26 protein-coding genes and 2 tRNA genes are annotated in these 23,440 nt (G+C 71.4%); 23 read left to right on the top strand and 5 right to left on the bottom strand.

Annotation, left to right across the window (positions count from 1 at the left end; all coding sequences use genetic code 11):
* Positions 1–29 precede the first annotated feature (29 nt).
* The 10 genes from HGK68_RS11160 (at position 30) to HGK68_RS11115 (ending at position 10,322) form a co-directional block, all read left to right on the top strand.
* Positions 30–1,223, top strand: coding sequence for an ROK family transcriptional regulator (locus HGK68_RS11160; RefSeq protein ID WP_169166025.1), 1,194 nt, complete (start codon positions 30–32; stop codon positions 1,221–1,223).
* Between the two features lie 85 nt (positions 1,224–1,308).
* Positions 1,309–2,592: an extracellular solute-binding protein gene (locus tag HGK68_RS11155; protein ID WP_246260297.1), complete on the top strand. Its 1,284-nt coding sequence runs from the start codon at positions 1,309–1,311 to the stop codon at positions 2,590–2,592.
* An 87-nt stretch (positions 2,593–2,679) separates the two neighbouring features.
* Complete coding sequence (locus HGK68_RS11150; protein WP_169166024.1) at positions 2,680–3,630, top strand: carbohydrate ABC transporter permease; 951 nt, start codon at positions 2,680–2,682, stop codon at positions 3,628–3,630.
* Positions 3,630–4,565, top strand: a complete 936-nt coding sequence (locus HGK68_RS11145; protein WP_169166023.1) for a carbohydrate ABC transporter permease — start codon at positions 3,630–3,632, stop codon at positions 4,563–4,565. The genes HGK68_RS11150 and HGK68_RS11145 overlap by 1 nt, the downstream gene beginning before the upstream one ends.
* Before the next feature lie 2 nt (positions 4,566–4,567).
* A complete protein-coding gene (locus tag HGK68_RS11140; RefSeq protein WP_343036867.1) occupies positions 4,568–5,533 on the top strand; it encodes an ROK family protein in 966 nt (321 codons plus the stop codon).
* Complete coding sequence (nagB, locus tag HGK68_RS11135) at positions 5,533–6,312, top strand: glucosamine-6-phosphate deaminase (protein ID WP_169166022.1); 780 nt, start codon at positions 5,533–5,535, stop codon at positions 6,310–6,312. The genes HGK68_RS11140 and nagB overlap by 1 nt, the downstream gene beginning before the upstream one ends.
* Before the next feature lie 499 nt (positions 6,313–6,811).
* On the top strand, positions 6,812–7,744 hold the full coding sequence (locus HGK68_RS11130) for a hypothetical protein (RefSeq protein ID WP_169166021.1): 933 nt from the start codon (positions 6,812–6,814) through the stop codon (positions 7,742–7,744).
* A 131-nt stretch (positions 7,745–7,875) separates the two neighbouring features.
* On the top strand, positions 7,876–8,262 hold the full coding sequence (locus HGK68_RS11125; protein WP_169166020.1) for a DUF3039 domain-containing protein: 387 nt from the start codon (positions 7,876–7,878) through the stop codon (positions 8,260–8,262).
* Positions 8,259–10,058: a DEAD/DEAH box helicase gene (locus HGK68_RS11120; RefSeq protein WP_169166019.1), complete on the top strand. Its 1,800-nt coding sequence runs from the start codon at positions 8,259–8,261 to the stop codon at positions 10,056–10,058. Before HGK68_RS11125 ends, HGK68_RS11120 begins: the two co-directional genes overlap by 4 nt.
* Positions 10,059–10,166: 108 nt before the next feature.
* Entirely contained in the window at positions 10,167–10,322 is a 156-nt protein-coding gene (locus HGK68_RS11115) for a hypothetical protein (RefSeq protein WP_169166018.1), read from the top strand.
* Between the two features lie 302 nt (positions 10,323–10,624).
* On the opposite strand, the gene HGK68_RS11110 is transcribed toward HGK68_RS11115, so the two are convergent.
* Positions 10,625–11,947, bottom strand: coding sequence for a nicotinate phosphoribosyltransferase (locus HGK68_RS11110; RefSeq protein ID WP_169166017.1), 1,323 nt, complete (start codon positions 11,945–11,947; stop codon positions 10,625–10,627).
* A gap of 24 nt (positions 11,948–11,971) precedes the next feature.
* Here HGK68_RS11110 and clpS point away from each other — a divergent pair, with 24 nt between their 5' ends.
* From clpS to HGK68_RS11075, 7 genes are all read left to right on the top strand, one after another.
* Positions 11,972–12,277 carry an ATP-dependent Clp protease adapter ClpS gene (gene clpS / locus HGK68_RS11105; RefSeq protein ID WP_169166016.1) on the top strand — a complete coding sequence of 102 codons (306 nt, stop codon included), beginning with the start codon at positions 11,972–11,974 and terminating at the stop codon, positions 12,275–12,277.
* Positions 12,277–12,849 carry a DUF2017 family protein gene (locus tag HGK68_RS11100; RefSeq protein ID WP_169166015.1) on the top strand — a complete coding sequence of 191 codons (573 nt, stop codon included), beginning with the start codon at positions 12,277–12,279 and terminating at the stop codon, positions 12,847–12,849. The genes clpS and HGK68_RS11100 overlap by 1 nt, the downstream gene beginning before the upstream one ends.
* 5 nt (positions 12,850–12,854) lie before the next feature.
* A complete protein-coding gene (gene murI / locus HGK68_RS11095; RefSeq protein WP_169166014.1) occupies positions 12,855–13,676 on the top strand; it encodes a glutamate racemase in 822 nt (273 codons plus the stop codon).
* Between the two features lie 144 nt (positions 13,677–13,820).
* A complete protein-coding gene (locus tag HGK68_RS11090; RefSeq protein ID WP_169166013.1) occupies positions 13,821–14,615 on the top strand; it encodes an MBL fold metallo-hydrolase in 795 nt (264 codons plus the stop codon).
* Between the two features lie 26 nt (positions 14,616–14,641).
* A complete protein-coding gene (gene rph, locus HGK68_RS11085; protein ID WP_169166012.1) occupies positions 14,642–15,409 on the top strand; it encodes a ribonuclease PH in 768 nt (255 codons plus the stop codon).
* The gene (rdgB, locus tag HGK68_RS11080) at positions 15,406–16,023 is read left to right on the top strand and encodes an RdgB/HAM1 family non-canonical purine NTP pyrophosphatase (protein WP_169166011.1); all 618 of its coding nucleotides are present in this window, start codon (positions 15,406–15,408) and stop codon (positions 16,021–16,023) included. Before rph ends, rdgB begins: the two co-directional genes overlap by 4 nt.
* 1 nt (position 16,024) lies before the next feature.
* Positions 16,025–17,650, top strand: a complete 1,626-nt coding sequence (locus HGK68_RS11075; RefSeq protein WP_169167082.1) for an ABC-F family ATP-binding cassette domain-containing protein — start codon at positions 16,025–16,027, stop codon at positions 17,648–17,650.
* Here HGK68_RS11075 and HGK68_RS11070 read toward each other — a convergent pair.
* Entirely contained in the window at positions 17,592–18,257 is a 666-nt protein-coding gene (locus HGK68_RS11070; protein WP_169166010.1) for a Pr6Pr family membrane protein, read from the bottom strand. The genes HGK68_RS11075 and HGK68_RS11070 overlap by 59 nt on opposite strands.
* Complete coding sequence (locus tag HGK68_RS11065) at positions 18,254–18,817, bottom strand: NUDIX hydrolase family protein (RefSeq protein WP_169166009.1); 564 nt, start codon at positions 18,815–18,817, stop codon at positions 18,254–18,256. Before HGK68_RS11065 ends, HGK68_RS11070 begins: the two co-directional genes overlap by 4 nt.
* Positions 18,818–18,930: 113 nt before the next feature.
* Here HGK68_RS11065 and trxA point away from each other — a divergent pair, with 113 nt between their 5' ends.
* Positions 18,931–19,302 (top strand): thioredoxin, encoded by a 372-nt coding sequence (gene trxA / locus HGK68_RS11060; protein ID WP_169166008.1) that lies wholly within the window; start codon positions 18,931–18,933, stop codon positions 19,300–19,302.
* 48 nt (positions 19,303–19,350) lie between these two features.
* Here trxA and HGK68_RS11055 read toward each other — a convergent pair.
* Both HGK68_RS11055 and bcp read right to left on the bottom strand, forming a co-directional pair.
* Positions 19,351–19,432 (bottom strand) — tRNA-Leu (locus HGK68_RS11055).
* A 29-nt stretch (positions 19,433–19,461) separates the two neighbouring features.
* Positions 19,462–19,935 carry a thioredoxin-dependent thiol peroxidase gene (gene bcp, locus HGK68_RS11050; protein ID WP_169166007.1) on the bottom strand — a complete coding sequence of 158 codons (474 nt, stop codon included), beginning with the start codon at positions 19,933–19,935 and terminating at the stop codon, positions 19,462–19,464.
* A gap of 145 nt (positions 19,936–20,080) precedes the next feature.
* Between bcp and HGK68_RS11045 the strand changes: the two genes are divergently transcribed.
* The 5 genes from HGK68_RS11045 (at position 20,081) to HGK68_RS11025 (ending at position 23,333) form a co-directional block, all read left to right on the top strand.
* Positions 20,081–20,377 (top strand): GroES family chaperonin, encoded by a 297-nt coding sequence (locus HGK68_RS11045; protein ID WP_169167081.1) that lies wholly within the window; start codon positions 20,081–20,083, stop codon positions 20,375–20,377.
* A gap of 55 nt (positions 20,378–20,432) precedes the next feature.
* Positions 20,433–20,639 carry a hypothetical protein gene (locus HGK68_RS11040; RefSeq protein ID WP_169166006.1) on the top strand — a complete coding sequence of 69 codons (207 nt, stop codon included), beginning with the start codon at positions 20,433–20,435 and terminating at the stop codon, positions 20,637–20,639.
* Between the two features lie 76 nt (positions 20,640–20,715).
* Positions 20,716–20,788, top strand: a tRNA-Lys gene (locus HGK68_RS11035).
* 73 nt (positions 20,789–20,861) lie between these two features.
* Positions 20,862–21,503 carry a class I SAM-dependent methyltransferase gene (locus HGK68_RS11030; RefSeq protein WP_169166005.1) on the top strand — a complete coding sequence of 214 codons (642 nt, stop codon included), beginning with the start codon at positions 20,862–20,864 and terminating at the stop codon, positions 21,501–21,503.
* A gap of 219 nt (positions 21,504–21,722) precedes the next feature.
* Positions 21,723–23,333, top strand: a complete 1,611-nt coding sequence (locus tag HGK68_RS11025) for a methyl-accepting chemotaxis protein (RefSeq protein ID WP_169166004.1) — start codon at positions 21,723–21,725, stop codon at positions 23,331–23,333.
* The last annotated feature ends 107 nt before the right edge of the window (positions 23,334–23,440 follow it).

Here is a 23,440-nt window from a genome sequence, read left to right as displayed (position 1 = left end):
GAGTTTGTAAGGAAGCTTCACTAACAAACATGACCACAGCGACGCGGTCGGCCGGTCGCCCTGCTCCTCGGGGAGTCGGGCGGACCCTGCGACCCACCGGCAAGCTCCTTCCGGAGCACGGCCGCGCGCACAACCGCTCGCTGGTCCTGCAGCACCTGTTCCACAACGGCCCGTCCTCCCGCGCCGACCTGGCGCGCAGCACCGGCCTGACCCGGGTGACCATCTCCGACCTGGTCTCGGTGCTGATCTCCGAAGGGCTGGTCGCCGAGCTGGGCATCCGGCCCGAGGGCAAGGTGGGCAAGCCCGCGACCCTGGTCGGGATGCGCACGGAGGAGTTCCACGTCCTGGCGGTGGACCTGGCCGACGACGCGAAGCTGCGCGGCGCGGTGATGACCCTGACCGGCACCGTGGTCGCCCGGCACTCGGCCTCCCTCGACGGCCGCACCGGCGCCGACGCGGTGACGGTGCTGGAGGACCTGTGCCGGGAGCTGCTGTCGGCGGCCGCGAGCCGGCCGGTGATCGGGATCGGGATCGGCTCCCCGGGTGTCATCGACCCCCGCGGCGTGGTGATCTCGGCACCGAACCGCGCCTGGTACGACCTGCCGCTGGCGGCCACGCTCACCGACACCCTGGGCGTGCCGGTCTACGTGGCGAACGACGCGAACACCCGGGCGCTGGGGGAGTACACCTACGGCGGGGCCGCCGGGGCCGGACTGATGGTGGTCACCATCGGGCAGGGCGTCGGCGCCGGACTGGTGCTGGACGGCATGCTGGTGCGCGGCCCGAACAGCGCGGCGGGGGAGATCGGCCACGTCACCGTGGTCGACGACCGCGACCTGCGCGCCGGTGACCCCGAACCGCTGCTGTGCGCCTGCGGTCGCTCCGGCTGCCTGGAGACCCTGCTGTCGCTGCCGGCGCTGCGCCGCGCCACCACCGACCGCAGCCCCGAGGATTCCGACGCCGTGCTGGCGTCGGTAGGACGGAAGCTGGGCGTGGCCCTGGCACCCGTCGTCAGTGCGCTCAACCTCTCCGAGGTCCTGCTCTCCGGTCCGCCGGAACTGCTCGACGGACCGCTGAGAGAGGCCGCGCTCACCACTGTCCGGAGCCGGACCATGCCGTTGATAGGCGATGACCTGGTGATCAGGACGGGCTCGTTGGACCAGGACGGGGCGCTGTCCGGCGCCGCCGCCCTGGTCCTGAACGGCCAGCTCGGAGTGACGTGACCACCCCGAGCCGGCCTCATGCAGTGCTGGTTTCAACCCGGCGACGCCAACCGGCGCTCGCCTCGCATCTGGGAGGAACACCAACGTGAAGATCCTACGTATGGCGGCCGTCGGTGCGGCGGCGGCGCTCGCGCTGACCGCCTGCTCGTCCGGCGATTCGGGCAGCGGCGACAGCACCTCGAGTGGCGACGGAGCCACCGTCAAGGTGTGGCTGGTCGGCTCGGACACCCCCGACGAGGCCCGTGAGTACCTGGAGACCACCTTCGAGGACCAGAACCCCGGCTCCGACCTGGTGATCGAGGAGCAGCAGTGGGACGGCCTGGTGGACAAGCTGTCCCAGGCGATGACCGACCCCAAGACCTCGCCGCAGATCGTCGAGGTCGGCAACACCCAGTCGACCACCTTCACCTCGGCCGGCGCCTTCATGCCGCTGGACGACAAGTACGAGGAGCTCGGCGGCGACGACCTGCTGTCCGGCTTCGTCGAGATCGGCACCTACGACGACACCTTGTACGCGGTGCCCTACTACGCCGGCTCCCGCCTGGTCTTCTACTCGAAGGCCGCCTACCAGGCAGCCGGGGTCGAGGTGCCGACCACGCTCGACGAGTACATCGAGGCCGGCAAGACCCTCAAGACCGCCAACGCCGACAAGCCGAACTACTCGGGCATTTGGTACCCGGGTCAGGACTGGCGCAACGGTCTGCCCTTCATCTGGTCCGAGGGTGGCGAGCTCGCGGTCGAGAAGGACGGCGAGTGGGTGGGCGCGATCAACTCCCCGGAGTCGGTGGCCGGCCTGGAGAAGATCCAGGACATCATGCTGAACGCGAACGGTGCCGCACCGGACGCCAAGGAGACCGACCCGCAGATCCCGTGGTGTGCCGGTGAGGTCGCCACGCTGTCCGCCCCGGGCTGGGTGCAGGGGTCGCTGATCAGCGCCGACAACGGTGGCTGCCCGGACTCGGAGTCCGACATCGGCGTCTACGCCCTGCCGGGTGAGTCCGCCGACGACACCGCCCCGGTGTTCCTGGGTGGCTCGAACATCGCCATCCCGGCCCAGGCGGCGAACCAGGACCTGGCCTACAAGGCGATGCAGATCATGCTCTCCGACGAGTACCAGACCATCCTGGCCAAGGCCGGGCTGACCCCGGCGAAGGTCTCGCTGGCCTCCGAGATGGGTGACACCCCGGTGGCCCAGGCGGCGGCGAAGGCGGCGGAGAACGTGAAGCTGACCCCGGTCGCCCCGGGCTGGTCCAACGTCGAGTCCGACCTGATCATGGAGACCCTGTTCACCGAGATCGCCCAGGGCAACGACGTGCAGCAGGCGGCCGACACCGCGAACGACAAGATCACGGACGCACTGAACCGCTGATCATCGCGGGTCCGTGGGGCCGCCGTCACCGGTGGCCCCACGGCTCCCCGCCGCTCGCCGTATCCACGTCGTCTGCAAGGACCGCCCATGTCTGTCTCCACCGCGCCCACCCGCGCGCCGAAGCGCAAGCGGATCCGGGACACCCGCGACCGCGGCGTCTCCTGGTCCGCGCTCGCCCTCCTCGTCCCCGCCGTCGCGGTGCTGGCCGTGTTCCTCGGTTACCCGCTGGTGCGGATGCTGATCTTCTCGGTGCAGGACTTCTCCCGGCAGAACAACCTCTTCTCCGGCAAGGCACCGAACTTCGTCGGATTCGAGCAGTACCAGAAGGTGCTCACCGACGCCGAGTTCTGGACCCTGATGGGTCGCTCCTTCGCCCTGATGGTCGTCCTGGTGATCGCCACCATGACCCTGGGCATGCTGATCGCGCTGCTGATGAACCGGCTGGGCAAGGGGATGAAGCTGCTGGTCAGCGTCGGCCTGCTGCTCGCCTGGGCGATGCCCGCGCTGACCAGCACCGTGATCTTCCAGTGGATGTTCGACACCTCCTACGGCGTCGTGAACTACGTGCTGACCCAGATCGGGTTGGACTTCGACCGCTTCGCCTGGCTCAGTCAGCCGCTGACCTTCTTCATGGTCGTGGTCTTCCTGGTGACCTGGCAGTCGGTGCCCTTCGTCGCCTTCACCCTGTTCGCCGCCCTGACCCAGGTGCCCGGTGAGGTGCTGGAGGCGGCCGAGCTCGACGGCGCAGGCCCGGTCCAGCGCTTCCGGCAGGTGATCGTGCCCTTCATCAAGCCGGTGATCGCCGTGGTGCTGATGTTGCAGGTGATCTGGGACCTGCGGGTGTTCACCCAGGTCTACGCGCTGCGCCAGTCGTCGGCGGCCGCGAACACCGACGTGATCGGCACCTACATCTACCGCTACGGCGTCGCCCAGGGGAACTACTCCGAGGCGAGCGCGATCGCGGTGATCTTCGCGCTGATCATGCTCGGCCTGGCCTTCTTCTACGTGCGTTCGCTGCTCCGAAACGAGGACGTGTGATGAGCACCGTCGACACCACCGCCCCGCTGCCGACCCGGCAGTCGACCGCCACGGACGCCACCGCCGCGCGCAAGGCGGGCCGCAGCAACCGCAACGCCCGCGCCCGCCGCGACCGTCCGGGCTGGTTCCTGTCGGTCGCCGCTGTCGTGGTCTTCCTGTTCTCGATCTTCCCGGTCTACTGGATGGTCAACAGCTCCTTCCTGCCGACCAACAAGATCCGCAGCACGACGCCGACCTTCGCGCCGATCGGCGGGACCTTCGACAACTACCGGAAGATCTTCACCGGCCAGACCAACTACGACTTCCTGCCGGCGCTGCGGGTCAGCCTGATCGTCACCCTGATCGTGCTGGTCGCCGCGCTGCTGTTCGGCTTCCTGGCGGCGCTCGCGGCGACCCGGTTCCGGTGGCGGGGCCGCAAATGGTTCATCGTGGTGATCCTGGCGATCCAGATGATCCCGGGCGAGGCGATGATCATCTCGCTGTACTCGATGCTGCGGGACTGGAACCTGCTGGACCAGATCGCCGGGCTGGCGCTGGTCTACACCGCCTCCGTGCTGCCCTTCACCATCTGGACGCTGCGTGGCTTCGTCGCCGGGGTGCCCGCGGAACTGGAGGAGGCGGCACAGATCGACGGCTGCTCCAAGATCGGCGCCTTCGCCCGGGTCACCTTCCCGCTGGTCGCCCCCGGACTGATCTCCACCGGGGTGTTCGCCTTCATCCAGGCCTGGAACGAGTTCGTGCTCGCCCTGGTCGTGATGGAGGGCAACAAGACGCTGCCGATCTGGCTGCGCGCGCTCCAGGAAGCGACCAAGGGCACCGACTGGGGCACCGTGATGGCAGGTTCCACGTTGATCTCGATCCCGGTGGTGATCTTCTTCCTGTTCGTCCAGGGACGGATGACCTCGGGCATGGTGTCCGGAGCGGTGAAGGGCTGAACGTGCGACCTCAGAACACCGGCTGGTCGGTGGGGCTGGACATCGGGGGGACCAAGACCCTCGCGGTGCTGCTGGACCCCACCGGCGCCCCCGGCGACCAGCTCCGCCTGCCCACCGAGCGGGGGGCCGAGGCCGTCGTCGACACCGCCGCGACCGCCGCCGCCGATCTGCTCGCCCGTGCCGACCTGCACGCCGACCAGCTGACCGGCATCGGCATCGGCCTGCCCGGCATCGTGGACCCGACCACCGGGCGGGTCGAGCACGCGGTGAACCTGGGCATCGCGACCGGCATCCCGCTCGCCGAGCGGGTCGCCGAGGCGGTGCACCGGCGGCTGAACGGTCGCGGCGGTGCGGCGCCGGTGCCGGTCCGGGTCGAGAACGACCTGAACGCGGCCGCCCTCGGTGCCGCCCACCTGCGCGGTCCGGGCAGCGGCGACCTCGCATTCCTCGCCCTCGGCACCGGGCTGGCGGCGGGGCTGGTGCTGGACGGTCGACTGCGGCGCGGCGCCGGCGGTGCGGCGGGGGAGATCGGTCACCTGGTCTACCAGCCCGGCGGACGGCCCTGCCCCTGCGGGCAGCGCGGCTGCCTGGAGCAGTACGCCTCCGGGTCGGCGCTGCTCGCCGCCTGGCCCGGACCGGGCGACCGGCCGGCACCGGTGGCGCTGTTCGAGTCGGCCGACGCGGGCGACCCGGCGGCGGTCACGATCCGCACCGAGTTCGCCGAGGCGGTGGCCACCGCGGTGCGGGTACTGCTGCTGACCACCGATGTCGCCCAGGTCGTGATCGGCGGCGGTGTCAGCGAGCTCGGGTCCCCGCTGGTGGACCTGGTTCGTGCCAGGCTGGATCACGCTGCCCGGGAGTCACGCTTCCTGGCATCGATGCGCATGGCGGAGCGGGTCGACCTCGCGCCGCGTGGAGTACCGGTGGGAGCGGTCGGCGCCGCACTGGTCGGACGGAAGGAGTCCTGATGGAGGTCATCATCGCCCCGGCACCCGAGCTGGCGCGGCTCGCGGCGGATGCCGTGGAGCGGGTGGTCCGCACCGCCCAGCACCCGGTGATCGGGCTGGCGACCGGGTCCAGCCCGCTGGCGGTCTACGACGAGCTGGTGCGGCGGCACACGGAGGAGGGCCTGTCGTTCGCCGGGGTGAAGGCGTTCATGCTGGACGAGTACGTCGGGCTGCCCGCCGATCACCCGGAGCGCTACCGGAACGTGATCGAGAAGGAGATCGCCTCCCGGATCGACATCGACCCGGCGGACGTGCACGGCCCGGACGGTCTGGCCGAGGACATCCCCGCCGCCTGCGCCGCCTATGAGCGAGCGATCGTGGACGCGGGCGGAGTCGACGTGCAGATCCTCGGCATCGGCACCGACGGGCACATCGCCTTCAACGAGCCGGGGTCGTCACTGGCCTCCCGCACCCGGATCAAGACCCTGACCCGGCAGACCCGGGAGGACAACGCCCGGTTCTTCGACGGCGACATCGACCAGGTGCCCGAGCACTGCCTGACCCAGGGCCTGGCGACCATCATGTCGGCGCGGCACCTGGTGCTGCTGGCCACCGGCAAGGGCAAGGCCGAGGCGGTGCACCACCTCGCCGAGGGGCCGGTCAGCGCGATGTGGCCGGCGACCATCCTGCAGCACCACCCGCACGTCACCGTCCTGGTCGACGACGCGGCGGCCGGTCGCCTGCAACTGGCCAGCTACTACCGCGAGGCGTTCTCCGGCAAGCCCGCCTGGCAGCACTGACCTGCGACGACGCCCCGTCACCCACCCCGGGTGGCGGGGCGTCGGCGTGTCCCCGCCCCCGGCCCCGGCCCGCCGCGCCGCGGCCCGCGCCGCCCACGCAACGCCCCAGCCCGGCCCGAAGTCGGCAACCCGCGCCCGAAGTCGGCACGCCGCGCCCGAAGTGCGCCCGCCGCGCCCGAAGTCGGCACTTCGCGCCCGAGGTGCGCCCGCCGCGCCCGAAGTCGGCACTTCGCGCCCGAGGTGCGCCCGCCGCGCCCGAAGTCGGCACTTCGCGCCCGAGGTGCGCCCGCCGCGCCCGAAGTCGGCTCCTCGCGCCCGAAGTCGGCACTTCGCCGGGGTGTCGCTGGCGCGAACTGTCGAACTCGGCGCGGGGGTCGGTCCCGAACGGTCGCGGTGCCGGTCGGGTCCTCGGCTGTCCACAGGTCATCGCTGTGGCGGTGGTCCCCAGACGGCAGATCACGGCGCTCGGGCGAACGAGGTGGGGGCGGACCCTCAGGTCATGACGATCGAACCGTCCGCGCGCCGGGTCCTCGTGGCGCGCGAGAACCGCAGCCATCATCTGGAGCGTCGCGCACGGAGAGGCGAACTCCACCGCATCCGACGCGGTGCCTACGTGCAAGGACCCGCTCCCACCGACTGGCACGGGCGCTGCGACGACGCTCTCGCCATGATCGTCGCCCTGCGACGGCAACTGTCGTCGCCGTTCGTGCTCAGCCACACGTCGGCCGCCCTCTGGTGGGGACTACCGCTGGTCGGCGACCCCCTCGTGACCCACATCGTGCAGCGGACGCGACGGAGTGCACGCCACGACCCCAGGGTGAAACGCCACGTCCTGGCCCTGCGTGGCGACGAGATCGTGACGGTCCGCGGAGTCCGGGTGACGACGCTGGAGCGGACGGCGCTGGATTGCGCGTGTGCGTGCTCGGACGCCGAGGCACTGGTGGTCGTCGACGCGGCCTTGCGGGCGGGTGCTGACCGGGCATTGCTCACCAGCATGGTGGCGGCGAACGCGGGCCGTCGCGGCATCGTGCGTGCACGGACGACCGTACGTCGAGCTGATCCCGGCGCGGAGTCTCTCGCGGAGAGTCTGACCCGACATCATCTGATCGAGGACAGGCTGACGCCGATCAGCACTCAGATCGCCGTGGACACCCGTCGTGGCCGGTTCAGAATCGATCTCGGATGGCCAGCGGTGAAGGTCGGGGTGGAGTTCGACGGTCGCCTCAAGTACGAGGGCGACGACGGCCGGTCTCCGGCGCAGATCATCTTCCGGGAGAAGGAGCGGCATGACGCCATCGTGGAGCTGGGATGGCTGTTGCTCCGCGTCACCTGGGACGACCTCGGCGACCCCGGCGACCTCTGTCGGCGCGCCCGAGCGCTGATCCGCCGACAGCTGCGCAACCGCGACGTCGGCAGTTGGCGCCACAGTTGACCCGGCGAACTGCCGAACTCGGGCGCGGACTGCCGAACTCGGCGGCGAAGTGCCGATGTCGGGCGCGGACTGCCGCCTTCGGTGGGGCGGGGCGAGGCGACTGTCCGACCCCCCGACGTAGAATCGTCGCCATGAGTGAGCCCCTGCCGCCGAGCGACCCCAGCACCGGCCCGGATCGGGCCTCCGACCCCGATGGGGGCACCTCCACCGGCCTGCTGGAACGCACCGAGCTGAACGAGCAGGTCGAGCCGGGCGACCACGAGCGTTTCGCGCACTACGTGCGCAAGGAGAAGATCATGGAGTCCGCGATCTCCGGCAATCCGGTGATCGCGCTCTGCGGCAAGGTGTGGGTGCCGGGCCGCGACCCGAAGAAGTTCCCGGTCTGCCCGGTCTGCCAGGAGATCTACGACGGGCTGCGCGAGCCGCAGGACGGTGACGACTCCAGCAAGGGCGGTGGCGGGCGACGCTGGGGCTTCGGCCGCGGCAAGGGCTCCGGCGACGGCTCCGGCGGCAAGTGACCCAGGACCGCGCCTCCGTCCCCACCACCCACGCCTCGACGTCCGCGGCATCGAATCTGCCGCCGGCGTTCCCCGGCCGTGCGCCGTGGGGGACGGCGGGCAAGCTGCGTGCCTGGCAGGCGGAGGCCCTGGACCAGTACCTGGCGACCTCACCGCGGGACTTCCTCGCGGTGGCGACCCCGGGTGCCGGCAAGACGACCTTCGCGCTGCGGATCGCCACCGAGCTGTTGCAGGCCCGGGTGGTGCGACGGGTGACGGTGGTCGCACCGACCGAGCACCTCAAGCACCAGTGGGCGGATGCGGCGGCCCGGGTCGGCATCACCCTGGACCCGAACTTCAAGAACGCCCAGGGTCGGCACGGCCACGGCTTCGACGGCGTGGCGCTGACCTACGCTCAGGTGGCCAGCAAACCCGCGCTGCACGCGGCACGGACCACCGCGGCGCCGACGCTGGTGATCCTGGACGAGGTGCACCACGGCGGCGACGCGCTGTCCTGGGGCGACGCCGTCTACGAGGCATTTGACGGGGCAGCGCGGCGGCTCGCGCTGACCGGCACGCCCTTCCGCAGCGACACCGCCGCGATCCCGTTCGTGCAGTACGAGCGGGACGCCGACGGCATCCGGCGCTCCAAGGCCGACTACACCTACGGCTATGCCGAGGCGCTGCGCGATCACGTGGTGCGCCCGGTGCTGTTCCTCACCTACTCCGGCTCGATGCGGTGGCGCACCAAGGCCGGCGACGAGGTCTCGGCCCGGCTCGGTGAGCCGCTGACCAAGGACCTGACCGCGCAGGCGTGGCGGACGGCGCTGGACCCGAACGGCGAGTGGATCCCGTCGGTGCTCGCCGCCGCCGACCGTCGCCTGACCGAGGTGCGCCGCAGCGTGCCGGACGCCGGGGCGATGGTGATCGCGACCGATCAGACCGACGCGCGCGCCTACGCCGGTCACCTGGCCCGGATCACCGGCCAGTCACCGACCGTGGTGCTCTCCGACGACGAGGGTGCCAGTGCCCGGATCGACGAGTTCTCCGACTCCGACTCGCGCTGGTTGGTCGCCGTCCGGATGGTCTCCGAGGGGGTGGACGTGCCCCGGCTCGCGGTGGGCGTCTACGCCACCAGTGCCTCGACGCCGCTGTTCTTCGCGCAGGCGATCGGCCGGTTCGTGCGGGCGCGTAAGCGCGGGGAGACGGCGTCGGTGTTCCTGCCGTCGGTCACCCCGCTGCTGACCCTGGCCAACGCGATGGAGGTCGAGCGCGACCACGCCCTGGACCGACCGAAAACCGCCGAGGAGCAGGGCGAGGGCTACAACCCCGAGGACTCCCTGATCGTCGCGGCGAATCGAGAGGAGAAGGGGTCGGACGCCCTGCAGGGGTCCTTCGAGATGCTGGAGGCCCAGGCGTCCTTCGACCGGGTGCTGTTCGACGGCGGCGAGTTCGGCACCGGCGCGGACGTCGGATCGGAGGAGGAGCTCGACTTCCTCGGGCTGCCCGGCCTGCTGGACGCCGACCAGGTGACGACCCTGCTCCGGCAGCGCCAGGCCGATCAGCAGAAGGGCAAGAAGCGCACCGCGGATGTCGCCGCCGAGCGAGCGGAGATGGATCACCGCAAGCAGGCCGAGCTGCGCAAGGAACTGGCCCAGCTGGTCGGCGCCTGGTCGCGCAAGAGCGGACAGCCGCACGCCCAGGTGCACGCGGAGCTGCGCCGCCGCTGCGGTGGTCCGGAGGTGCCGCTGGCCGACCCGGATCAGCTGACCAAACGGATCGGGATGCTGCGCGGCTGGTTCGTCGGGAAGAAGTGAAACCGCTGCTCGACATGCCGACCTCGCTCAGTCGTGTCACAGTCTTCGACGTGGAGAGGCCCTGACCGAACAGCGGTCGGGGCAGCGATTACGGACGAAGGGACCACCATGCCCGCTTGGCTGATCCTCATCATCATCGGTGTTGTGCTGCTCGTGCTCGGCGTCGCGGTCGAGGCCGCGAAGTTCCTGCTGTACGTCGGCATTGCCATCGTCGTCATCAGCGCGATTCTGGGGCTGCTGCGCCGGGGCAAGAACCGGGTCTGACCCGTCCGAGTCGAAGGGCGGCATCCCTCACGGGGTGCCGCCCTTCGTCATGTCCGCACCCCCCACGGTCGAGGCCGGGCGGGTGCGTCGACTTCGGCACTTCCGCCTCGATCTCGGCAGCTGAGTTCGCGAACTCGGGCCGAAAGTGCCGACCTCGGGCGGGACACGCGGGACACGCGGGGTGCGCGGGGCGCGGTACCAGGCGCGGGGCGCCGGGCGCAGGGGCGCAGGGACGCGACGAGCCGGACGCGCGACGCTGGGCACCGGGCACCGGGCACCGGGCGGGCGAGGCGCCGGACGGGTCAGACGGTCAGGGTCACCGTGGGCAGCGCCGCCTCGTCCGCCGACAGTCGGCGGGCACCCCGGGGCAGCTCGTCCCGCGAGGCGGCATGCCGGGCGGCGGCGCGCCGGACGCCCTCGGCGCCGGTCCAGCCGTCCTGCACCACGCCCTCCAGCACCAGCGGTTCGACCAGGCCGCGCAGGTCGTCGCTGTCCGGGCTCCAGGAGCGCACCGCGTCGTCGTCCCCGCTGACCACGACCTCGGCCACCGCACGCCCGTCGTCGTCGAGCCGCCGGGCAGCCGTCTTGCGCCCACCGACCGAGGTCTTCGAAGTCGATGCCTTCGCCACCGGTTCCAGGGCGCCGGAGCGACCCTCCCGGGCGACCAGTTTGTAGACCATCCCGCAGGTCGGTGCGCCGGAGCCGGTCACCAGGGAGGTGCCCACCCCGTAGGAGTCGACCGGGGCGACGGCCAGGGCGGCGATCGCGTACTCGTCCAGATCCGAGGTCACGGTGATCCGGGTGTCCGGGTTGCCCAGCGCGTCGAGCTGCGCCCGCACCTCTTGTGCCAGCACCCCGAGGTCGCCGGAGTCCAGCCGTACGGCGCCCAGCTCGGGCCCGGCGGCCGCCACCGCCCGCTCGACCCCACGGCGCACGTCGTAGGTGTCCACCAGCAGGGTGGTCCCCGGGCCGGACGCGGCGACCTGGGCGGCGAACGCCTGCTCCTCGTCGTCGTGCAGCAGGGTGAAGGCGTGGGCGGCGGTGCCGATGGTGGGCAACCCGTACCGGCGGCCCGCCTCCAGGTTGGACGTCCCGGCGAATCCGGCGACCACGGCGGCCCGGGCAGCGGCGACCGCGGCGTCCTCGTGCGCGCGCCGTGCGCCCATCTCCAGCACCGGACGACCGATCGCCGCACTGGTCATCCGGGAGGCGGCCGAGGCGATCGCGGAGTCGTAGTTCAGGATGGACAGGATCAGGGTCTCCAGCAGCACCGCCTCGGCGAAGCTGCCCTCGACGGTGAGCACGGGGGAGGACGGGAAGAACATCTCACCCTCCGCGTAGCCCCGGATCGAGCCGGTGAACCGGTAGTCGGCCAGCCACTCCACCGTCCGGTCGTCCACCACCCGGTTCTCGGCCAGCCAGTCCAGTTCCTCCGGGCCGAACCGGAAGTCCGCCAGGGACTCCAACACCCGGCCGGTCCCGGCCAGCACCGCGTAGCGGCGACCGGCGGGCAGGCGGCGGGTGAACACCTCGAAGACGCAGCGCCGGTCGGCGGTGCCGTCGGCCAGGGCGGCCTGCAGCATGGTCAGCTCGTACCGGTCGGTGAGCAGGGCAGTCGACGTCATGCGGACACCGTATGCGCACCTAGCATGGACGGCGTGTCTGTCGAGCTGGCCCCGGAGGAGCTGACCCAGGAGGCGTCCGCACTGGACGACGTCTGGGTCACCATCGTCTGGAACGACCCGGTCAACCTGATGTCCTACGTGACCTACGTCTTCCGCAGCTACTTCGGGTACTCGGAGGAGAAGGCCACCACGCTGATGCTCCAGGTGCACGAGGAGGGCTGGTCGGCGGTGTCGTCCGGCAACCGGGAGAAGATGGAGATCGACGTGCAGGCCATGCACTCCTTCGGCCTGTGGGCGACCCTGCAGAAGAGCGACCAGGGGACTGCCTGATGCGCGGATTCCGGATCGACGGCGAGGACCTGGTCGCGGACGCCGACGCCGACGAGCGGGAGGTCTTCGCCTCCGTGGTGGCCGATGTCGCCGAACTGCTCGGCGCCGGACGTCTGGAGGACCGCACCGAGGACCCGGACACCGAACCGGTCGGCTTCCGGCTGCGACTGGACCCGATCCCGGCGCCGGACGACCCGGCGGTGCATCGCCTGTTGCCGGACGCCTCCCGCGAGGACGCCGAGCTGACCGCCGAGTTCCGGCGATTGACCGAGGACGACCTGCGCCAGGAGAAGATCGAGCGACTCGCCGCGCTGTACCGGCTGTTCACCGCCGACGGCCCGATCCGGGTGCCGCGCAGCGATGCCCACCGGCTGGCGGCGACCCTGACCGACGTGCGCCTGGTGCTGGGCGAACGGCTGGGGATCGTCGACGACGAGTCCGGCGAGGAGCTGGAGGACGAGCTGGTCGCCGGGGACGGCGAACCCGCCCGCCAGTACCTCGGGTCGATCTACCTCGCGCTCGGCTGGTGGCAGGAGACGCTGATGGCCTGCCTGCTGGCGGGACTACCCTGAACGTCGTGAACAACGCTCCGATCGGCATCTTCGACTCCGGGGTCGGTGGTCTGACCAACGCCCGAGCCATCCTCGACCAGATGCCCCAGGAGTCGGTGCTCTACATCGGTGACACCCTGAACTCGCCCTACGGTCCCAAGCCGTTGGCGGCCGTCCGGGCGCACGCCCTCGAGGTGATGGACGACCTGGTGGACGCCGGGGTGAAGATGCTGGTGATCGCCTGCAACTCGGCCTCCTCGGCGGTGCTGCGCGACGCCCGCGAGCGGTACACCCTGCGCCGTGGCCTGCCGGTGGTCGAGGTGATCCTGCCCGCCGCCCGGCGTGCCGTCGCCGCGACCAGGAACGGCAGGATCGGCGTCATCGCCACCAAGACCACCGTGGAGTCGCGCTCCTACGACGACGCCTTCGCCGTCGCCCCCGGGATCGAGCTGACCACGCAGGCCTGCCCCCGGTTCGTGGAGTTCGTCGAGGCCGGGATCACCTCCGGGCCGGAGCTGCTCACCGTCGCCGACGACTACCTGCGGCCGGTCAAGGAGGCCGGGGTGGACACCCTGGTGCTCGGCTGCACGCACTACCCGCTGCTCACCGGCGTGATCTCCTACGTCATGGGCGAGGGCGTCACGCTGGTGTCCTCGGCGGAGGAGACCGCCAAGGACGTCTACCGCACCCTGGTCGCCCACGACCTCGAGCGTGATCCGGCCGCCGGCCCGCCGCAGCACCGCTTCCTGGCCACCGGCGACCCGGAACCCTTCCAGCGGCTGGCCCGCCGGTTCCTCGGACCCGAGGTCAGTGCCGTCGAGCCCCGGGACGCCTTGCGCCTGGCGTGAGCCCGCCCGGGCCGGTCGGGTCCGGCGTGACCAGCGCCACCCGTGATCTGGGCCCATCGGCCGACCACGAACGCCCTCAGCACGGCATCATGGCGCGGTAACAAGGGTCGCCCGATGGGGGAGCGGCCGGTAGGAGGCGCTCGGATGAGGCTCGTCGTCGTGGGGTGTGCGGGGTCGTTCCCCAGCCCGGAGTCGGCTGCGTCCAGTTACCTGGTGCAGGCCGACGACGCGGACGGTCGAACCTGGAACCTGCTGCTCGACCTGGGCAACGGTGCGCTAGGTCCATTGCAGACCCACCTCGACCCGAGCTGCCTGGACGCGATCGCGATCAGCCACACCCACGCCGACCACGTCGCCGACATCCCGGTGCTGGGCGTGATGCTGCGCTACGCGCCGACCGGCTGCCCGCGCACCGAACCGATGCCGATGTTCGGCCCGGCGGGACTCGCCGAGCGGTTGTCCCAGCTCTCCGGCCACGACCCGGCCACCGACACCGGCGGCCACCTGACCATCGGCCACTGGCAGGACGGCGTCCCGGTCACCGTCGGACCGTTCACCATCGAGCCGGTGGCGGTGGAGCACCCGGTGCCCGCCTTCGGCCTGCGGATCACCGGGCCGTCCTCGGTGCGACCGGGCGAGACCGCCACGCTGTCCTACACCGGCGACACCGACGAGTGCCCCGGGCTCGACCGGCTGGCGGCCGACGTCGACCTGCTGCTCGCCGAGGCCGCGTACCTGGAGGGCACCCCGCACACGCCGCGCGGCATCCACCTGACCGGTGCGCGGGCCGGCCGCGCCGCCGCCCGTGGTCGCAGCCGGTCCCTGGTGCTGACCCACCTGGTCGCGTGGAACGACCCGGCCGCCACCCTGGCCGAGGCGGTGGGGGAGTACGACGGCCCCACCCAGCTGGCGCGACCCGGTCTGCGGATCGAGCTCTGACACCCCCCGCGGTTAGGGTGGCCGGTATGACCGACACCCCTCGCCCGGACGGGCGCGCCCTCGACCAGTTGCGTCCGATCAGCATCACCCGGCACTACCTGGACGCCGGTGAGGGCAGCGTGCTGGTCGAGTTCGGCGGCACCAAGGTGCTGTGCGTCGCCTCCTTCACCGAGGGCGTGCCGCGCTGGCGCAAGGGCTCCGGTCAGGGCTGGGTCACCGCCGAGTACGCGATGCTGCCCCGCGCCACCACCACCCGCTCCGACCGGGAGTCGGTGCGCGGCAAGGTCGGCGGTCGCACCCACGAGATCTCCCGGCTGATCGGCCGCTCGCTGCGCGCGATCATCGACGTGTCCGCGCTGGGCGAGAACACCATCGTGCTCGACTGCGACGTGCTGCAGGCCGACGGAGGCACCCGCACCGCCTCCGTCACCGGCGCCTACGTGGCCCTGGCGGACGCCGTGGCCTGGGGGATCGAGCGCGGCGCGATCGACGCGACGAAGACCGTGCTCACCGACTCGGTGGCGGCGGTCAGCGTCGGCATCGTCGACGGTCGTCCGGTCCTGGACCTGCCCTACGTCGAGGACGTGCGCGCCGAGACCGACATGAACGTCGTGGTCACCGGCTCCGGCGACTTCGTCGAGGTGCAGGGCACCGCCGAGGCCGCCCCGTTCCAGCGCGCCGAGCTGGACCAGCTGCTCGACCTCGCGGTCGGCGGTACCCGCGAGCTGGCCCGGGTCCAGGCCGAGGCGCTCGCCACCCAGGGCCGGGTCACCGTGCACGGCGGCGCGGCATGACCGAACCGCGTCTGGTGCTCGCCACCCACAACGCGCACAAGCTGGACGAACTGCGCGCCATCCTGGTCCCCGCGCTGCCCGACCTGGACCCGGCGAGCATCGTCAGCGCCCGGGACGTCGGCGCACCGGAGCCGGTCGAGGACGGGGTCACCTTCGCCGAGAACGCCCTGATCAAGGCCCGGGCGCTCGCCGCCTTCACCGGTCTGCCCGCGGTGGCCGACGACTCCGGGCTGTCGGTGGACGTGCTCGGCGGCGCCCCCGGCATCTTCTCCGCCCGCTGGGCGGGCCGGCACGGTGACGACCGGGCCAATCTGGACCTGCTGCTCGCTCAGCTCGGCGACATCGCGGACCAGCACCGGGCGGCCAGGTTCACCTGCGCGGCGGCCCTGGTCACCCCGGACGGTGCCGAGCACGTAGAGCTGGGGTACCTGGCGGGTCGGCTGGCGCACGCCCCCCGCGGGGAACACGGCTTCGGCTACGACCCGATCCTGATCGTCGACGGCGGTGACCTGACGGCGGCCGAACTGACCCCGGAGCGCAAGAACGCCATCTCGCACCGCGGCCAGGCATTCCGTGCGCTGGTGCCGTCGGTGGTCCAGGTCCTGCGTGCCTGAGGTGCACCTGGTCGCCGACCGGGTCAGCTTCGGCTACCCGGGTCGGCCGGTGCTGGACGCCGTCGCCCTCACCGCCTCCGCCGGGGAACGCATCGGTGTGGTGGGGGAGAACGGGGCGGGCAAGACCACCCTGCTGCGCCTGCTGGCCGGTGACCTGGTGCCCACGGCGGGCGAGGTCCGGACCGTCGGCTCGGTGTCGGTGGTGCACCAGGAGCTCGACTTACCGCCGGAGGCCACCGTCGGCGACCTGATCGCCCGCACCGCCGGGCAGGTCCGGGCCGCCGCCGAACGTCTCGACCGGGTGGTCGCCGACTTCGACCACGACGGCGGCGACCTGAGCGCACTCAGCGAGGCCATCGCCGCCGCCGAGCGCCTGGCGGCCTGGGACATCGACCGTCGGGTGGACGAGGCGTTGACCCGGTTCGGCGCGCCCCGCGACCCGGCGCGCGCCCTCGGGTCGCTCAGCGTCGGTGAGGCCTACCGGGCACGGCTCGCCTGCCACATCGCCGAACGCGCCGACATCCTGCTGCTGGACGAACCGACCAACCACCTGGACGTCGGCGGCATCGACTACCTGACGGCGCAGCTCCAGCAGTGGCCCGGCGTGGTCCTGATCGTCACCCACGACCGCAAGCTGCTCGACGACGTGATGACCGCGATCCTCGACCTCGACCCGTCGATGGACGGCCGCCCGGTGCTCTACGGCGCCACCCGCTACGCCGACTACCGGTTCGCCAAGGACCAGGCACTGCGCCGCTGGCGGGTGCGCTACACCCAGGAGCGCAAGCGGGCGATCCAGCTCGCCCAGCGCCTCGACCGTTCCTACGAGGGGCTCTCCGACGAGTGGCGCCCGCCCAAGGGCTCGCAGAAGCACCGCCGCGGCACCCGGGCCAGGATCCACGTCAAGGCCGCCGACCGTCTGGTGCAGAAGCTGGAGGCCGAGGCGGTCGACGTCCCCGTGCCGCCGTTGCCGCTGGCCTTCCCCGACCTGCCGTCCCTGCCCACCTCCGGCCGGGTCGAGGACACCTACCGCGGTGGCCCACTCCTCGAACTGCGCGCACCCCGGGTCGACGGTCGACTCGACCTGCCCGGCGTCCGGATCGAACTGCCGCCCGCGGGACGGCTCCTGGTCACCGGCCCGAACGGCGCCGGCAAATCCACCCTGCTCGCCGCCCTCGCCGGTCGGCTCCCCCTCGACCGGGGCCACCGCAGTGCCGCCCGCGCGCTCCGGCTCGGCGTGCTCGCGCAGGACGAGGGGACCCCGGAACAGCTCCGGATGACCGGCTTCGAGGCCGCCGCCGCCCGCGCCCTGGACCTGCTGCGCACCGGGGCCCTCGACCCCGAGCACATCGTCCCGATCGCGTCGCTCGGCCTCCTGGACGAGGAGGACCTCGACCGCCCGCTCGCCGAACTCTCCGTCGGGCAGCGCCGCCGCTTCGCACTCGGGATGGCCCTGGTGCCCGCGCCGCAGGTGCTGATCCTGGACGAACCCACCAACCACCTGTCGATCGGGCTGGTGGACGAGCTGACCGCCGCGTTGCAGGTGACCTCAGCCGCCGTGGTGGTCGCTACCCACGACCGGGCGATGCGGGCGGATCTGGCGGGGTGGGAGTCGGTGCGGCTGTAGGCGTCGCCGGCAGCGCCCGCTCCACCCACCGCGCCGCCGTCGCCAGCACCAGGAACGCCACCGCGATCACCCCGGTGTTCAGCAGCGCCGCCCCCAGACCGATCTGCGTCACGTCCAGGAACGGGTACGGGTACCAGTCGACCAACGCCCCGCGCACGAAGGTGTACCCCACCCACGCCAACGGGTAGACCAGCGACCAGGCGATGGTGGCCCAGGACCAGCGCGGGCGCGGACCGATCAGCAGCCAGACCAGCACGGCACCGACCGGTGTGATCGTGTGCAGGAACAGGTTCGCGAACGCACCGCTCGGGGTCAGGGTCGCCGCCTCACCCGCGAGCACCGCGTGGTAGACGACGCCGGTCACGATGATGCACAGCAGTGCGTCCAACCGGATGACCGCCGCGAGTCGGCCGCCACCGGTCGGGCGCAGGGTGAGCAGGACGGCGGCGAGCAGGACCAGCAGGTTCGACTGGATGGTGAAGTAGCTGAACAGCCGGATCAGCCGCTCGCCGTCTCCACCCTCCGCCAGGGCGTTGCCCACCTCGACCGCGACACCGGTGGCCGCGACCAGGGCCAGCAGCCCGGTGAGCAGCCGCCGCCCGATCACGGCATCCGGCCGACGTGCGCCATGGCCTGGCGCAGCAGCAGCCCCTGGCCGCCGTTCATCTCCACCTGCACCTGCTCGCTGCACACCTGCTCCGGGGTCAGCCACGCCAGGTCGAGGGCGTCCTGCTGCGGGCGGCAGTCGCCGGTGACCGGCACAACGTAGGCCAGCGACACCGCGTGCTGGCGGGGGTCGTGGTACGGCGTGACGCCGGGGGTGGGGAAGTACTCGGCGACGGTGAACGGCTGCGGCGACGGGGGCACCTGGGGCAGTGCCATCGGACCGAGGTCCTTCTCGATGTGCCGCAGCAGGGCGTCGCGCACCCGCTCGTGGTACATCACCCGGCCGGACACCAGGGCACGGGACATCACCCCCTCCGGGGTGACCCGGAGCAGCAGACCGACGGCCACCACGTCGCCGGAGTCGTCCACCCGGACCGGGACGGCGTCCACGTAGAGCAGCGGGATCTGCCGACGGACCTGGGCGATCCCCTCGGGGCTCAACCACCCGGCGGGGCGGTCGGGCTCGGTCGGCTCCGGGGGCAGGTCAGCGGTGTCGGTCATCTGGATGTTCTACCCCGAGTCGCTCCCGACAGGCATCCCCGACGCGCTGACGGGAATACTGGACCCGGCGCGAACGCTCTACCGGCGTTCAACGAAGCAACAGGAGGCGACTGATGGCAACGACCGAGCTGACCGCTCAGTCCATCCAGAAGACGATCGACGAGAACGACATCGTCCTGGTGGACTTCTGGGCGGACTGGTGCGGCCCGTGCAAGCGGTTCGGACCGATCTTCGAGCAGTCCTCGGAGTCGCACCCCGACATCGTCCACGCGAAGGTGGACACCGAGGCGGAGCAGGAGCTGGCAGCTCAGCTCCAGATCACCTCGATCCCCACGCTGATGGCCTTCCGTGAGGGCGTCCTGGTGTTCAACCAGGCGGGTGCCCTGCCGGCCCCGGCCCTGCAGCAGGTGGTGGACGCGGTCAAGAGCCTGGACATGGACGACGTCCGGGCGCAGATCGCCGCCGCCGAGGCAGCACAGAACTGAGCACGAACGAACGACCCCCGCACCATCCGGTGCGGGGGTCGTTCCGTGTGCGGGAGACGGGATTCGAACCCGCACGCTCATCGAGCACCAGGACCTAAACCTGGCGTGGCTACCGTTACACCACTCCCGCGTACCCGGCGATGATGCCAGGCACGGACGTCACGCCGCGTCGATCCCGAGGTCGCGGCGCAACTTGGCGACGTGCCCGGTCGCCTTCACGTTGTACTGGGCCAGCTGGACCACACCCGCCGGGTCGACGACCACCGTGGACCGGATCACCCCGGTGACGACCTTGCCGTAGAGCTTCTTCTCACCCCAGGCGCCCCACTGCTCCATCACCGCGTGGTCGGCGTCGGACACCAGCGGGAAGGTCAGCGCCTCCTGCTCGGCGAAGCGGGCCAGCTTGGCGGGGGAGTCCGGCGAGACCCCCACCACCCGGTAGCCCTGCGCTTGCAAGGAAGCGAGCGAGTCCCGGAAGTCGCAGGCCTGCTTGGTGCAGCCCGGTGTCCCGGCGGCCGGGTAGAAGTAGACGACGACATGCTCACCGCGCAGCTCGGACAGGCTGAACGTGCCACCGTCGGCGGTCGGCAGGGTGAAGTCGGGGGCGGCGTCGCCTACGGTCAGGCGCGGCATGGCGTCTCCTCACGTCGGAGGGCGCCGAGCGCGCCCCGGGACAGGGTAATCAGTGCGTCAGTGTTGCCGTGCCGCAGTGCCGCAGTGCTGACAGGTAGCGTCTGGTCCCGTGACCGCGACTCCCCGCCCCGAGCTGCCCATCCGGATGCTGAACGACCGGCTGCTGGTCGAACTGGACGCCGACGCCGCCGAACGACGGTCCAGCGCGGGCATCGTGATCCCGGCGACCGCGGTGGTCGGCAAGCGCCTCGCCTGGGGCGCGGTGGTCGCCGCCGGACAGCACGTGCGCCAGGTGTCGGTCGGCGACCGGGTGCTCTTCGACCCGGACGAGCGCGGCGAGGTCGAATTGGCCGGCACCACCTACCTGCTGCTCCGGGAGAAGGATGTGCACGCCGTCGCCGAACCCCGCGACGGCGGCGAGGGCACCGGCCTCTATCTCTAGCTGTTGCACAGCCGATCAGCGGGTGTTCCGATGGTCGCCGACGGAAGGAGTGGTCGTGGGCGACGATCACGCGCCGGAAGAGGCGCAATCGGTGATGGACCTGCTCGCTGAGCACGTGCCGTTGACCCTGCTCGCCGACCTCGCGGCCGCCGAGCCCCGCTCCACCGAGATCCTGCACGCCGAGGGGCTGCCGGAGGACGAGTGGTGGCAGGACCCGGACGCATCGGAGTCGGGAGAGGCGCAGGAGCCGCACACCGCGTGACCTGCATCACGACCGGCCCCGGCGGGCGGGAACCGATTCGCGTTCGACGCCGCGGGGGTGCTAACTTCTCTCTTGCGCGCCATTAGCTCAATTGGCAGAGCAGCTGACTCTTAATCAGCGGGTTCGGGGTTCGAGTCCCTGATGGCGCACCGACACGAAGGCCCCGCATCGATGGATGCGGGGCCTTCGTCGTGTCGGTGGTCGTCGGTAGCGTGCCCGCGCATGGACCTGGACACGTTGCGTGACGACTACGACCGAGTGGCCGACACCTACGTCGCCCTCGGGGTGGCCGAACTGGACGGGAAGCCCTGGTTGCGGTCGGCGCTGACCGCCTTCGCCGAGCAGGTGCGTGACGGTGGGGAAGTGCTCGATGTCGGGTGTGGGCCGGGACAGGTCAGTGCTTTTCTGGCCGACCTCGGGGTGGACGTGCGGGGGATCGACCTGTCTCCCCGGATGGTCGAGCAGGCTCGGCGGCGGTTCCCCGCGTTGCGCTTCGACGTGGGATCGGCCACCGCGGTGGACGTGCCGGACGGGTCGTTGGCCGGGGTGCTGGGATGGTGGTCGTTGTTCCACCTGCCCCGCCCACTGTTGCCGGGGGTGTTCGAGGGCTGGGCGCGGGCGATGCGGCCCGGTGGGCTGGCGCTGATGGGCTTCCACGTCGGTGACGGCGAGCAGCAACGCACCGAGGCATACGGCGGGGTGCCGGTGAGCTGGACGACCTACCGGTGGCAGCCAGAGCGGTTGGCGGAGCTGCTGACGGCCGCCGGTCTGACGGTGGAGGTGGAGCAGCGGTTCACGGAGCCATGGGGGTCGCAGGTGGTGATCGCCGCCCGACGCCGAGCGGTGGGCGCGGCGGCTACCTGAACCCACGGGACGTGTGCGCCATGCCCCGACGCCGTCGCCATCTGTTGGGCGCTCGAGTCGAAGCGGATCGGGAAAGCCGTGGTCTGCTCGCTTCCGTCGTCGGCCGCGCGCGTCGTCACCCCTCCGGGTGGGAGCCACCTCACCCGGTCGAGTCCTCAGCGAGCTCACGGCCCCGTCGATCGGGAAAGGGACGACCTTCCGATCGAAAGGGCATCCCGCATGGCCGCCACGGCACCTCAGACCACCTCCACCCGACGCCGCGTGCGGGTGCACGACCTGCCGGTGGGCGCACGGATCGGCGGGGTGCTCGGCATCCTGATCGCCGTGGTGATCACGGTGACCGTGGTCGGGATCAGTCGGCTGCACGCGTTGGACAGCGCGGTGACGGAGCTGGGGAAGACCGCTGTCGAGCCGCAGACGTACCTGGTGAACACCCAGCGTTGGTTCCAGGCGAGCCGGGCCCGGGTGTTGGAGTACGGCATGGTCCCGGCCGCGGACCGGGCGGGGATCATCAGCGACCGGGAGGGCTTCGACGCGGACGCGCTGACCAACATCGAGGGGTATGCGCCCTTCGTGTTGGACGAGGACGCGTACGCGAGCCTGACCGATGCCTACGCCCGCTACCAGGATCTGGCGGAGGAGATCCAGCCGGAGGCCGACCGGGGCGCGGTGGCGTATCACGATGCCTACGCGGACCAGGTGCGGCCGGTGACCACCGAGATCGGTGACGCGTTGCAGGCGCTGACCGACTCGGTGAATGCCAAGGCGAACGCCGACATCGCGGCGGCCGACCGGCAGGCGAACAGCGCCACGATGGTGATGATCGTGACCGGCCTGATCGGTGCGCTGCTGGCGGCGGGTCTGGGTGTGGTGCTGGTGCGCCGCCTGATCGGTGACCTGCGCAGGGTGCAGCAGACGGTGGAGGCGATCGGTGACGGCGACCTGACGGTGTCGGTGCAGCTGGATTCGCGGGATGAGCTGGGCCGGATGGCCGGGGCGCTGAACGAGGCGCAGGGATCGCTGCGGTCGCTGATGGCCGGTGTGGTGGAGACCTCGCACACGGTGGCGGCCGCCGCCGAGGAGCTGTCGGCCGCATCGCACCAGGTGGTCGCGGGATCGGATCAGACGTCGGCGCAGGCGGGTGTGGTGGCTGCTGCTGCTGAGCAGGTGTCGCGGAATGTGCAGACGGTGGCGGCTGGTGCCGAGGAGATGGGTGCCAGCATTCGGGAGATCGCGCAGAACGCGTCGCAGGCGGCGAAGGTCGCTGGTCAGGCCACGGATGCTGCTGCGGTGACCAATGATCAGGTCGCGAAGCTGGGGGAGTCCTCGGTGGAGATCGGCAACGTGGTCAAGGTCATCACCAGCATCGCGGAGCAGACGAATCTGTTGGCGTTGAACGCGACCATCGAGGCCGCGCGTGCCGGTGAGGCCGGTAAGGGCTTCGCGGTGGTGGCCGGTGAGGTCAAGGAGTTGGCGCAGGAGACGGCGAAGGCGACCGAGGACATCGCGCGCCGGGTGGAGACCATTCAGGCCGATACCTCGGGTGCGGTGACCGCGATCGGGGAGATCTCGACGATCATCGCGAGCATCAACGACTACCAGTTGACGATCGCCAGTGCGGTGGAGGAGCAGACCGCGACGACCACGGAGATGTCCCGGTCGGTGGCCGAGGCCGCGACCGGGTCGGGGGAGATCGCGAACAACATCACCGGGGTGGCCTCCGCCGCGTCGACCTCCAGTCAGACGCTGGGGCAGATGGGCTCCGCGATCAGTGAGCTGGCCCGGATGAGTGAGGACCTGCGCGGCCAGGTGTCCCGCTTCACCTACTGAACATCCCCGCACCGGAGCCGGTGTCCCCGCCCGGGGGCATCGGCTCCGTGCGTTCGACCTGCCGTTCAGCTCCCCGGGGACCACGATGGGCACACCCGAACGAATGG

This window comes from Cellulomonas taurus (assembly GCF_012931845.1).
GTDB classification, from domain to species: Bacteria; Actinomycetota; Actinomycetes; order Actinomycetales; family Cellulomonadaceae; genus Cellulomonas; species Cellulomonas taurus.
Note: the sequence above shows the minus strand (reverse complement) of the source record. Positions and strands in the feature narration are given on the sequence as shown.

Bases quoted from the DNA above. Each gene is read 5' to 3' on its own strand.
- clpS (WP_169166016.1), top strand. From the start codon at position 11,972: ATGGACGGCGTGTCTGTCGAGCTGGCCCCGGAGGAGCTGACCCAGGAG.
- trxA (WP_169166008.1), top strand. From the start codon at position 18,931: ATGGCAACGACCGAGCTGACCGCTCAGTCCATCCAGAAGACGATCGAC.
- HGK68_RS11145 (WP_169166023.1), top strand. From the start codon at position 3,630: ATGAGCACCGTCGACACCACCGCCCCGCTGCCGACCCGGCAGTCGACC.
- HGK68_RS11030 (WP_169166005.1), top strand. From the start codon at position 20,862: ATGGACCTGGACACGTTGCGTGACGACTACGACCGAGTGGCCGACACC.
- HGK68_RS11090 (WP_169166013.1), top strand. From the start codon at position 13,821: ATGAGGCTCGTCGTCGTGGGGTGTGCGGGGTCGTTCCCCAGCCCGGAG.
- bcp (WP_169166007.1), bottom strand. From the start codon at position 19,935: ATGCCGCGCCTGACCGTAGGCGACGCCGCCCCCGACTTCACCCTGCCG.
- HGK68_RS11045 (WP_169167081.1), top strand. From the start codon at position 20,081: ATGCTGAACGACCGGCTGCTGGTCGAACTGGACGCCGACGCCGCCGAA.
- rdgB (WP_169166011.1), top strand. From the start codon at position 15,406: ATGACCGAACCGCGTCTGGTGCTCGCCACCCACAACGCGCACAAGCTG.
- HGK68_RS11110 (WP_169166017.1), bottom strand. From the start codon at position 11,947: ATGACGTCGACTGCCCTGCTCACCGACCGGTACGAGCTGACCATGCTG.
- HGK68_RS11065 (WP_169166009.1), bottom strand. From the start codon at position 18,817: ATGACCGACACCGCTGACCTGCCCCCGGAGCCGACCGAGCCCGACCGC.
- HGK68_RS11160 (WP_169166025.1), top strand. From the start codon at position 30: ATGACCACAGCGACGCGGTCGGCCGGTCGCCCTGCTCCTCGGGGAGTC.
- HGK68_RS11150 (WP_169166024.1), top strand. From the start codon at position 2,680: ATGTCTGTCTCCACCGCGCCCACCCGCGCGCCGAAGCGCAAGCGGATC.
- nagB (WP_169166022.1), top strand. From the start codon at position 5,533: ATGGAGGTCATCATCGCCCCGGCACCCGAGCTGGCGCGGCTCGCGGCG.
- HGK68_RS11100 (WP_169166015.1), top strand. From the start codon at position 12,277: ATGCGCGGATTCCGGATCGACGGCGAGGACCTGGTCGCGGACGCCGAC.
- HGK68_RS11025 (WP_169166004.1), top strand. From the start codon at position 21,723: ATGGCCGCCACGGCACCTCAGACCACCTCCACCCGACGCCGCGTGCGG.
- HGK68_RS11115 (WP_169166018.1), top strand. From the start codon at position 10,167: ATGCCCGCTTGGCTGATCCTCATCATCATCGGTGTTGTGCTGCTCGTG.
- HGK68_RS11130 (WP_169166021.1), top strand. From the start codon at position 6,812: ATGACGATCGAACCGTCCGCGCGCCGGGTCCTCGTGGCGCGCGAGAAC.
- rph (WP_169166012.1), top strand. From the start codon at position 14,642: ATGACCGACACCCCTCGCCCGGACGGGCGCGCCCTCGACCAGTTGCGT.
- HGK68_RS11125 (WP_169166020.1), top strand. From the start codon at position 7,876: ATGAGTGAGCCCCTGCCGCCGAGCGACCCCAGCACCGGCCCGGATCGG.